This is a genomic window from bacterium, assembly GCA_019912885.1.
Taxonomy (GTDB): Bacteria; Lernaellota; Lernaellaia; order JACKCT01; family JACKCT01; genus JAIOHV01.
On record JAIOHV010000132.1, the window covers coordinates 1 to 3541 of the forward strand.

2 protein-coding genes are annotated in these 3541 nt (G+C 65.0%); both read right to left on the minus strand.

The window, feature by feature from the left end; all coding sequences use genetic code 11:
• Positions 1-500: tetratricopeptide repeat protein (locus K8I61_11165; GenBank protein MBZ0272587.1), on the minus strand; the 500-nt coding region annotated here is incomplete at its 3' end.
• 302 nt (positions 501-802) lie between these two features.
• Positions 803-2965: a 4Fe-4S dicluster domain-containing protein gene (locus K8I61_11170; protein ID MBZ0272588.1), complete on the minus strand. Its 2163-nt coding sequence runs from the start codon at positions 2963-2965 to the stop codon at positions 803-805.
• Positions 2966-3541 lie beyond the last annotated feature (576 nt).

Here is a 3541-nt window from a genome sequence, read left to right on the forward strand (position 1 = left end):
AGCGCGGCGTGCAGCGCGGACGCGCTGCCGTTCGGCGACGCGTCCGCGACCAGGGCGATGTGCCGGATCGGCGTCTCCGCGAGGGCGATGGGCGCCGCGACGGCGGCGGCGCCGCTGTCTTGGCACATGGCAAGACGCGTCTTAGCGTCGCGCGCGTTGGGCGCGGCGGGCCAGCGATCGATATAGAGCGCGTAATAACCGGCCGCATCGCCGGTTTGCCCCGCGCGGTAATGGATCTCGCCGAGCTTGTAGATCGCGTCACGGGTTTCGTCGGAGGCGGGAAATTCGGCGACGATCCGCGCGAACAGCGCGCGCGCCGCATCGTCGTCGCGCGCGTGAAAATGCCCGAGCGCGTCGTCGTAGAGGGCGGCCGCGGTGAGCGCGGGCGTGGGGGAGGGTGTCGCCTCGGTATCGGCGGGCGCGGGTGCGGTGTCGGCCGCGTGTGCGAGGGAAAGCGCGAGCAGCACAATCGCGACGAAGGTCGGAAAAAGGCGAGTCATCGCGCCGCGAGGAAACGCGGAACGGCGGGCGTTGTCAACGCCGCGCACGGCCCCAAGGGTCACGCGATGTCGGGGCCGCAAACGGAGCGAAGCGGAGTGCGCGGTCGATACCGCTCCGGCATCGCCGGCCTCGCAATCCCCATAATGCTGATTCGCGCCCGACCGCGCACTTCGCCGCCCCGCCTGGAGCGGGGCGGCTTCGTTTGCGGCACTGACATCGCACGGAGCATGGCTGCGTTTGCGGCCCTGGCATCGCAAGGAGCGTGCCTGCGTTTGCGGCCGTGATGTCGGCGCGGCCTTTTCTACGCGCTCACCATGCGGTCCGCGACGATCTCCAGCACGTCCTTCACCTGGACCTTGTCTTCCATGTGCCGATCCTTGCTGGAGTCGGTCATCATCGTCATGCAGAACGGGCACGACACGCCGATCGTTTTGGGCTCGCCGCACGTCTTCATGATCTCGTCGAAGCGAGCGTGATTGACGCGTGGGGCGTGCTCTTCCATCCACATACGTCCGCCGCCGGCGCCGCAGCAATACGACTGATCGCGCGACAGGCTCGGCTCGCGCACCGAGGCGCCCGCGCCGGCGAGCAGCTCGCGCTGCGCGTCGAAGATGCCGTTGTAGCGGCCAAGGAAGCAGGGATCGTGATATGCGACCTCGCCGAGATCCGCGTCGCGGGAAAGCCTGACGCGCCCCTGGTCGACGAGCTGCTTCACGAGCGTGTTCGCGTGAACGACCTCGAACGCGGAGACGTTCGCGTATTTCTCGGCGACCTTCGCGTCGTCGTGCGTTTCGCGGGCCTTGCCGATGAAGTCGCCGTACTCGTTGCTGAGCGTATTGAAGCAATGCGGGCAGAACGAAAGGATCTTCCTGACGCCGTAACCCATCATCGTCTGGATGTTCATGGTCATCATCGTCTGCGCGAGGTATTCGTTGCCAAGGCGCCGCGCGGTTTCGCCGTTGCACATCTCTTCCTCGCCGAGTACGGCGAACGAGACGCCCGCGGCATTCAGGATCTTGCAGAGCGCGCGCGTGACCTTGTTGGCGCGGTCATCGAAGCTGCCCATGCAGCCGACAAAAAACAGGTACTCGACCGACTCCTGTTCCTCGGGCGAAAGCTCCGCGAATCGGCGGACCGGGATGCCGTCCTTCGCCGCCTTTTCGATCCACTCGCCGCGCTTTTCGGGCGCAAGTCCCCACGGGTTCGAATTGCGTTCGATGTTCTTGAAGTAGTTGGCCATCTCCGCGGGCATGTCGCCGAGGATCATCGTGAGATACTGGCGCATCTGCACGATGCGCGGCACCTGCTCGATCAGCACGGGGCAGCGGTCCTCGCAGTCCTTGCACAGCGTGCACGACCAGATCGTCTCGGAGAGCACGGCGTTCGAGGTGAGCAGCGGGATGTCGTCGTTGTTCGGCGCGGCGTGGCCGTTGCCGTTCGCCGAGCCGTAGGTCGCGGCGTGCGCCCTGGCGATCAGTTCGTCCTCGCGCTCGCGTAGGTGCTTGCGGATCGACTTGTTGACGTCGCGATGCGAAAGCGGCTTGTTCGTCGACCAGGCGGGGCAAAACGGGACGCACCGCCCGCACTCGGTGCACGAGTAAACGTCGAGCACCTGCTTCCAGGTGAGGTCCTCGGCCTTGCCGATGCCCAGGGCGACCGACGGGTCTTCCTCCATGCGTTCGAGGCGATCCTCGATGTCGAGAATCGGACGCACGCGGCCCGGCGGGTCTTGCGGCGCGACGAAGGTGTTGGGCAGCGCGGTGATAACGTGGAAGTGCTTGCCGAACGGGAGGTAGTTCAGGAAACCGAGGACGAGCAGGCTGTGCGCCCACACCATCAGGCGAAAGGTCGTCTCGCCGGACTCGGCGCCGAACAGTCCGGCGAATACGCTTCCGAGCGCGGGCAGGCCGCCATGACGCAGCCCGCTCGCCGCGGCGCCGGCCTCGAGAAAGAAATCGGCGAACATCAGCGAGGCGATCCACGCGAGGATGAGGACGGCTTCGGCGTGCTTCACGCCGCGCATGCGGACGGGCCGGGACACCAGACGACGCCACGCGAATCCCGCGCATCCCACGACGACGAGCACCGCGACGATGTCCTTGAGCAGGTAATACACCGGCCCGACGATTCCGCCGACCGCGGGGAGGTTGTGAAGATTCGCCTCGCTGCCCGCAAAGCCCATCACGAAGATTTCGAGCGTGCGGACGGAAAGGACCATGAAGCCGAAGAAGATGAAGATGTGCAGCCAACCGGCGGACTTCTCCTGCGGCATGCGGCCTTGCCCCAGGCCGTATTTCACCAGCAGGTAGAGGTTGCGCGGGATATGATCGAAGCGAAGGTCGGGCTGTGCCGCGCGCATGACGGCGATGCGCCGGGCCATCGTGTTCGCGAAGATGAGCAACGCGCCCACGATCGCCAGCGCAAAAAAGCCCTGCTGGAAACCGGAGAACTCGATTGTCGGCATGAAAACCTCGTCCAGGGGCGGTGCGGGCCAACGCCCGCGGGTCGATTCGGGAGCCGATTGTCGAAAATTATGACGCGGTGCGCAAGAAGACGCGGATCAAGCGGGAGGCTGGAATCGCAAAAAAATAGTCGGAAAGTCTGGAAGTCCGAAAGGTCATCGTAAGGGGCAGGGGCGCTATCCGTACCACGGTTGAAGTGGAGCGCTTCGTACCGCTACTCGCGTGCGCCGGATGGTCCACACTGTCCATGATGTCCATGATGCCCATCGCGCGAATACCCGCTCCCTGACGGTCGCGGTTCGTCGCGATGACCGGTTGCCGGTCGCCGCCTGCGATGACCTTCCAGCCTTCCAGCCTTTCAGCCTTTCAGCCTTCCAGCCTTCCAGCCTTCCAGCCTTCCAGCCTTCCAGCCTTCCAGCCTTCCAGCCTTCTTTTACGACGCCTGGCGCTTGTCCCGGTTCCGCGTGGTCAGCAGATTGATGAGCTTGACGGAATATTCGTCGATCTCGTCGATGATCTTGGTCGTGCTGCTCTCGATGAGCGCGTGCGCGAGCATGGACGGGATCGCCACGATGAGG

Coding starts and splice junctions, on each gene's coding strand:
- K8I61_11170 (MBZ0272588.1), bottom strand. CDS start 2,965: ATGCCGACAATCGAGTTCTCCGGTTTCCAGCAGGGCTTTTTTGCGCTG.